General features: G+C 74.4%; 7 protein-coding genes. 5 read left to right on the forward strand and 2 right to left on the reverse strand.

Annotation, left to right across the window (positions count from 1 at the left end; genetic code table 11):
* Positions 1 to 8 precede the first annotated feature (8 nt).
* Positions 9 to 518, reverse strand: a complete 510-nt coding sequence (locus tag ACIPK4_RS02905) for a phospholipase (protein WP_402308839.1) — start codon at positions 516 to 518, stop codon at positions 9 to 11.
* Between the two features lie 273 nt (positions 519 to 791).
* Between ACIPK4_RS02905 and ACIPK4_RS02910 the strand changes: the two genes are divergently transcribed.
* Positions 792 to 1,316, forward strand: a complete 525-nt coding sequence (locus tag ACIPK4_RS02910; protein WP_402308840.1) for a hypothetical protein — start codon at positions 792 to 794, stop codon at positions 1,314 to 1,316.
* A 43-nt stretch (positions 1,317 to 1,359) separates the two neighbouring features.
* Here ACIPK4_RS02910 and ACIPK4_RS02915 read toward each other — a convergent pair whose 3' ends face one another.
* A complete protein-coding gene (locus ACIPK4_RS02915) occupies positions 1,360 to 2,127 on the reverse strand; it encodes an alpha/beta fold hydrolase (RefSeq protein WP_402309066.1) in 768 nt (255 codons plus the stop codon).
* Positions 2,128 to 2,207: 80 nt separating this feature from the next.
* Between ACIPK4_RS02915 and ACIPK4_RS02920 the strand changes: the two genes are divergently transcribed.
* The 4 genes from ACIPK4_RS02920 (at position 2,208) to ACIPK4_RS02935 (ending at position 6,322) form a co-directional block, all read left to right on the forward strand.
* Positions 2,208 to 2,906: a 4'-phosphopantetheinyl transferase family protein gene (locus tag ACIPK4_RS02920; protein ID WP_402308841.1), complete on the forward strand. Its 699-nt coding sequence runs from the start codon at positions 2,208 to 2,210 to the stop codon at positions 2,904 to 2,906.
* Positions 2,907 to 2,971: 65 nt separating this feature from the next.
* Positions 2,972 to 3,385 carry a GNAT family N-acetyltransferase gene (locus ACIPK4_RS02925; RefSeq protein WP_054220840.1) on the forward strand — a complete coding sequence of 138 codons (414 nt, stop codon included), beginning with the start codon at positions 2,972 to 2,974 and terminating at the stop codon, positions 3,383 to 3,385.
* A 78-nt stretch (positions 3,386 to 3,463) separates the two neighbouring features.
* A complete protein-coding gene (locus ACIPK4_RS02930; RefSeq protein ID WP_402308843.1) occupies positions 3,464 to 4,726 on the forward strand; it encodes a S8 family peptidase in 1,263 nt (420 codons plus the stop codon).
* 303 nt (positions 4,727 to 5,029) lie between these two features.
* Positions 5,030 to 6,322, forward strand: a complete 1,293-nt coding sequence (locus ACIPK4_RS02935; RefSeq protein WP_402308845.1) for a hypothetical protein — start codon at positions 5,030 to 5,032, stop codon at positions 6,320 to 6,322.
* Positions 6,323 to 6,453 lie beyond the last annotated feature (131 nt).

Raw genomic sequence — 6,453 nt, forward strand, 5'->3', positions numbered from 1 at the left:
GACCCGACCTAGGCTGCGGGCGCGCCGTGGGCGACGTCCTGCGGGACGTCCTGCGGGACGTCCTGCGGTGCGACGCCGAAGGCCTTGACGGCCTGGTAGTAGGTCCAGGCCGTGCTGTCGCAGGAGCCCTTCTTCACACCCGAGTAGGCGGAGCAGACCCGCTTCAGGTCCGCGTAGAGGGCGTCGTCCAAGCGGGCCTTGTTGGCCGGGAACGCGCCTGCGGCCTTGTAATTGCGGTAGCCGAAGTCGTGGCGGGCACAGGACGTCTGGAAGGGGAACCCGAAGGGGTTGTCGGGCGAGGAGGAGCAGTAGTCCGTCGACCAGTCGAACTTGTACGCCGCCCACTTGCCCTGGTCGCCGCGTGCCGCGACCCAGGCGTTGTGGCTGGCGGCGCTGGTCTGCGTCCAACTGCCGAGGAGCTGCGGCTTGTCGGCGGGGACGGCCGACGCGGGGGACGCGACGACCAGCACGACGGCCGCGGCCGCCGGTGCGAGGAGAGGAGCGAGACGACGGCGCATGGCATTCCTCCGGGACGGGGGTGGGGGACCGCGCCGGGTAACCCCCCGGTACGGCGTGGGATCCACCGTCGGGGCACGTCCTATCGCCGCCCCTTAACGCCGCTATAACGGCCGCTCAGAGGCCCGGGTGGCGGGCGGGAAGGGGGAGGTCGCACATCCCGGCCGTAGCCGGACCGGCCCTCAGGTATGAGGCGGCATCAGACTTCCGGCAGACATCGGGTTCGTCCTGCGGAGGGACGCGCCGGAAGGCCCCGGCGGCCGAGACTGGATCACATGAAACGCCGTCCCCTCGTCATCGCCGCCACCACCGTGGGAGTCGTCGCCGCCGCTGCCCTCGCGCTGCCCAACCTCCCGCCCAACCCGTTGACCGACTCCATCAACGACCAGGTGTTCAAGGAGAAGAGCAAGCACTTCGCGACCACCGCCGACGCGCCGACCCGCGGCAACCCGGCCTTCACGCTGCCGTCCTGGGTGCCCAAGGACGCCACGGACATACGCATACGTGCGCGCACCACCGGCGAGGCCAGGCTGATCCGCTTCACGCTCGGAGCGACCCCGCTGGACGGCCCGCAGTGCACGGCCGGCGCGCCGAGGGACCTGGGCGGCCGGCGGATGGACGCCAAGTGGTGGCCGCACGGCACCCGGGCCGAGGAGCGGCCCGACTGCCGGGACTACTACCAGTACCAGGTCGCGGTACGGGGCAAGCGGGTCTACGCCTGGACCGACGGCACCCCGTCACCGGTCGCGAAGACGGCGGACGGCGCCCCGGCGCAGGCCCACGCCCGCAGCCGCGGCTAGGGCCTGGCCTGGCGCCCCGGCCGGGCCCGGACCGGCCCCGGTCCTAGGCGGTGAGGGCGGCTGCGGTCGCCCGGGCGAAGGCCTCCGGGTTGTCGAGCATGATGTTGTGCCCGCAGTCCGGGACGGGGACCACGGACACCCCCGCGGCCTCCAGGGCCTCCGCTCCGGCGAGGGGTCCGTCGGCCGCGGGCAGCAGGTAGGTGCGCGGGACCTTCAGCCCCAGCAGCAGCTCGCGCATGGTCGGCGTGGTGCCGGCCGCGAGGTGAACGGCGCTGCGGTGCAGGGCCGTACGGTCCGCCAGGCGCATGGTGGACCACCAGTGCGCGCCGACGCGGTCGCGCACCTCGGCCCAGCCGCCGGCGAGGAACTCCTCCTCGGTGTAGGAGGCGATCCCGCTGCTGCCGGCGACGCGGGGGACGACCGGTACCGGGTCCAGGTTGGCGTCGACCAGGACCAGCCGGGACACCAGGCGGGGGTGCCGGTGGGCGAGGACGACGGCCACGGCTCCGCCCATGCTGTGGGCGATCACCTCGGCGCCGGTGACGTCCGCCGCGTCGAGGGCGGCGGCGAGGGTGTCGGCGTGCGCCTCCAGGGTGTACGGGAAGTCCTCGGGACGGTCGCTGTGCCCGTGTCCCAGCAGGTCGACCAGCAGGGAGCGGCGGCCCGCCAGCAGCGGGTGCACGGCACTCGCGGCGAAGTAGGCGGGCGAGGTCGACCCCAGCCCGTGCACGTACACGCGGGCGGGCTCCGCGCCCGGCAGCTCCACCCAGCGGATCCGGTCATCTCCCGGCGTGACGGCGGCACTTCGCACCATGGGCTCCTTGATCGACGAGAGAGCGAGAGGACGAGGGTAACCGGGGTGGCGGCGGGCGCCTCGACTACCCTCATGGCGTGAGCACGCACGTGAACCGACTCGGCGAGGACATCCCGCGGACCGGCCTGCCCCCGACGGGGACCGGCGTGGCGGTGTGGTCCCTGGACACCACCCTCGACGTGGTCGGCGGTCACCGGGTGGAGGACGCGCTGCCGGTCCTGGACGCCGACGAGCGGGACCGGGCCGGGCGGCTGCTGCGGGCCGGGGACCGGCACCGGTACCTCGCCTCCCACGTGGGGCTGCGGGTGCTGCTCGGCGGCTACCTCGGGGTGGCCCCGCAGGAGGTCTCCCTGGTCCGGGAGGACTGCCCGTGCTGCGACGGGCCGCACGGGCGGCCGGCGGTGGCGGGAGGCGCGGTGCAGTTCTCGCTCTCGCACAGCGACGACCTGGCGTACCTCGCGTTCGCGGCGGTGCCGGTCGGGGTCGACGTGGAGGCGCTGCCGAGCGCGGCGGCGGTGGCGGACGTGCTGAACGCCCTGCATCCGGCGGAGACCGCGGAGCTCTCCGCGCTGCCCGCGGAGCGGCGGCCGCAGGCGCTGGCCCGCCTGTGGTCGCGCAAGGAGGCCTACTTCAAGGGCACGGGCACCGGCCTGGCCGAGGGCCTGGCCGAGCCGTACGTGGGCTCGGGCCCCGGCCCGGCCCCCGTCCCCGGCTGGGACCTCAGGGACCTCCCGGCCCCGCCGGCCTACGCGGCGGCCCTGGCCCTGCGCCTCTGACCCCGCCCGCCGCGCCGGGGGGAAATCCCGGTCGCCGCAGGCCGGGCACGCTTATCGTGGCCGCCATGGACATCCGCGCCGCCCGCACCGTCGCCGAACTCCAGGCCGCGGAGGGTCTCTTCGACGGCCCCGCCCCGCTCGACCGGTCCGAGCGCTTCCTCGCCGCGCCGGGACACCTGATGCTCATCGCCTACGTCGACGGCATCCCCGCCGGCATGGTCTCCGGGGTCGAGATGAGCCACCCCGACAAGGGCACCGAGATGTGCCTGTACGAGCTCTCCGTCGACGAGGGCTACCGGCGCCGCGGCATCGGCCGGGCCCTGACCCGGGCCCTCGCCGACGAGGCCAGGGCGCGCGGCTGCTACGGCATGTGGGTGGGGGTCGACACCGACAACGAGGCCGCACTGGCCACGTACGCCTCCGCCGGAGCCCGCGACGAGGGCGTCTTCGCCATGCGCGGCTGGCCGCTGTCGGGCTAATCAGTCCGGCGGCGTGTCGTGCGGCCAGTCGGCGCACCCTCCGCGCGCCCGGCCCGCGGCTCGCCGAGCATCGGGCGCATGACCGCATTCACCGCGCTGCTCCCGGCCGCCGCCCTGCTGGCGGCGGCCACCGCCCTGCCGCCGCACCCCGCACTCGCCGCCACAGACCGGGCCGCCGACCGGGCCGCCGCCGTCACCGACCGGGCCTCCGCCGTCGCCGACGACCGGGTCGCCGCCACCGCCCCGTATGTCGTGGTCCTCAAGGACACCTCCTCCCGCGCCCCGGCCCGCGCCGCGCTGGCCGCCGAGGCCACGGCTGCCGGTGACCGGGTCGGCACCGTCTACGACACCGTCGTCAGCGGTTTCGCCGTCCGCACCACCGCCGCCCGGGCCGCCGCACTCGCCGCCGATCCCCGGGTCGCCTCGGTGGAGCCGGACTCCGAGTTCCGGATCAGCGACGCGCAGAGCCCGGCGCCCTGGCCCCTGGACCGGATCGACCAGAGCGAGCTCCCGCTCGACGGCTCGTACACGTACGCCACCACCGCGCGGGGGGTCACCGCGTACGTCGTGGACACCGGGATCAACACCGCCCACCAGGAGTTCGGGGGCCGGGCCCGGACCGGCTACAACGGGGTGTTCATGGAGACCTCCGGTGACTGCAACGGCCACGGCACGCATGTCGCGGGCACCCTGGGCGGGGCGACGTACGGGGTCGCGAAGGGGGTCTCCCTCGTCGGGGTCAAGGTCGCCAACTGCAAGGGGTCGGCGAGCCTGACGTCCATCCTGGGCGGCCTGGAGTGGATGGTGAAGGACGCCGCCAAGGCTCCGGGCACCCCCGCCGTCGCCAACATGAGCATGGGCGGCACCCGCAGCTACTCCCTCGACGCGGCGGTGACCCGGGCGGTCGCCGCCGGGATCACGTTCACCGTGGCCGCGGGCAACGCCGCCGACGACGCCTGCACGGGCTCCCCCGCCGCCGTGCCGGCCGCGGTCACGGTCGGCGCGGTCGACGCCGCGGACCAGTGGGCTCCGTTCTCCAGTCACGGCCGCTGCGTGGACCTCGCCGCGCCGGGCGTGGCCGTCACCTCGGCCTGGAAGGGCTCGACGACCGCCCTCGCGCGCGCCTCCGGCACCTCCATGGCCGCCCCGCACGCGGCGGGCGTCGCCGCACTCATCCTCGCCGAGGGCCTCGCGGCGGGCGGGCTCGCGAAGACTCCCGCGGAAGTCTCCGACGCGCTGGTGCGGGGCGCCGTGGCGGGCCGCCTCACCGGCGTTCCGGCCGGCACCGCGAACCTCCTCCTGCACGCCCCGACGGCCGCCGGCCCGCTGCTCCGGCCGTAGGGCGACACCCGGCGGCCCGCTGCTCCGGCCGTAGGGCGAGACCCGCCGGCCGGCAACTCCGGCCGTAGGGCGAGACCCGGCGGCCCGCTGCCGGGTCGGCACCCGCCGGCACCCCTCCCATCCCATCCGCCCCGCACCCCGAAGACCCGGCCTGATGGGACATCAATTTCTGTGTGCTTCGGGCGAAAGCAAGTCATTGACTTCTCAACACCGCGACGCGTCAATGTCGGCCACCGCACCGGCTCGGCCTCCCCCACACAGCGGGTGGGGGGAGGGTTCGTCTGACGAAGGAGTCGCGACCCAGTGAGTACAACGTTCCGACGAAGAGTCCTGGCCGGGGCGGGCGCCCTGTCCCTCGCGCTGGCGGGCGGCGTCGTGGGCCTGACCGGCACCGCTCAGGCGGCGACCGTGACCACCCCCGTCTTCGAGAACTGCGATGCGCCGGCTCCGCAGCCGGACGGTTCGGGCAACCAGAACTACACGATCACGGTGCCCGACGGGGCCAAGGCCGGCGACGTCGTGCCGATCACGATCGACCCTGGTGCGAGCCCGCTGATCCCCGGCTTCTCCGTCACGACGGTGAACACCACCAAGATCACCCTCAAGGTGGGGACGACCACCCAGGTGGTCACCAGCCCGCCCGAGACCGTCAGTGTCGTCGCCGGCACCCCGCTCGACCCGAAGGCCTTCTCCGGAACGATCAAGATCCCGGACGGCACCGAGGGCACCAAGGTCGACGTCCGACTCGACCTGGCGGTGACCGACGCGGACCTCAGCGGTTCGGTGTTCACCACCACCTGCACCCCGGCGCCCCGGCCCAGCGCCACCCTCGGTTCGGTCGCGGTCGAGGCCCTGCCGAAGGACCCGGTCACCACGAAGCTGACGCCCAACAGCGGCAAGGCCGGCACGGCCGTCGTCGTCAACGGCGCGAACTTCCCGGCCGGCCCGGTCACCTGTTCCGCCCTGCTCGCGGGCGCGGCGACCGGTGACACCGGCACCGGTACGGCGGACGCGACCGGCGCCGCCACCTGCAACATCACCGTCAGCAAGAAGGCCGACGCCATCAAGATCGACGGCTCGGTCACCCCGTACAAGTCCTTCGTGTACCTGGAGGACCAGGCGGGCGTGAAGAACCCGGTGAACATCGAGGTCCTCCCCGGCCCGCTGGCGCTCGGCCCGAAGGACGGCCAGCCGGCCGTCTCCTTCCCCTCGGTCACCATCAACGGCAAGGCCCAGTCGGTGGTCGGCATGTTCAACGCCGCGACCGTCCAGGACTTCCGCGGCGGCTCGCTCGGCTGGGACGTGACGGCCACCCGTACGCCGTTCCTGAACCAGGCGACCGGCCACTCGATGGCGAAGGCGCAGATCGGCATCCAGCCGTCCTGCACCGTGACCAACCCGGACAGCCCGAGCACCTGCACCGCGGGCACCCCCGGCGCGATCTCCGAGACCCCGATGAAGGTGGCCTCGCAGGCCGCCGGCGGGGACGAGCTGACCGGCGGTGAGTTCGCCGTCGGGGGCGCCGGGATGATCCAGCTCCCGCCGTTCATGTTCGCCGACACCTACCAGACGGTCGTCACCTTCTCGATCGCCTGATCCGGCAGGAGCAGCGCAACCCCGGGTGGTGGGGGGGGCCCGCGGCGCCCCCCCCCCCCCCCCCCCCCCCCCCCCCCCCCCCCCCCCCGCCCCCCCGCGCCCCCCCCCCGTCCGGAGTTGCCCGATATATC

Origin of the sequence: Streptomyces sp. NPDC086989 (genome assembly GCF_044745505.1) — a bacterium.
Taxonomy (GTDB): Bacteria; Actinomycetota; Actinomycetes; order Streptomycetales; family Streptomycetaceae; genus Streptomyces.

Excerpts from the sequence above, each read along its gene's own strand:
- ACIPK4_RS02910 (WP_402308840.1), top strand. The coding sequence starts at position 792 with ATGAAACGCCGTCCCCTCGTCATCGCCGCCACCACCGTGGGAGTCGTC.
- ACIPK4_RS02930 (WP_402308843.1), top strand. The coding sequence starts at position 3,464 with ATGACCGCATTCACCGCGCTGCTCCCGGCCGCCGCCCTGCTGGCGGCG.
- ACIPK4_RS02925 (WP_054220840.1), top strand. The coding sequence starts at position 2,972 with ATGGACATCCGCGCCGCCCGCACCGTCGCCGAACTCCAGGCCGCGGAG.
- ACIPK4_RS02905 (WP_402308839.1), bottom strand. The coding sequence starts at position 518 with ATGCGCCGTCGTCTCGCTCCTCTCCTCGCACCGGCGGCCGCGGCCGTC.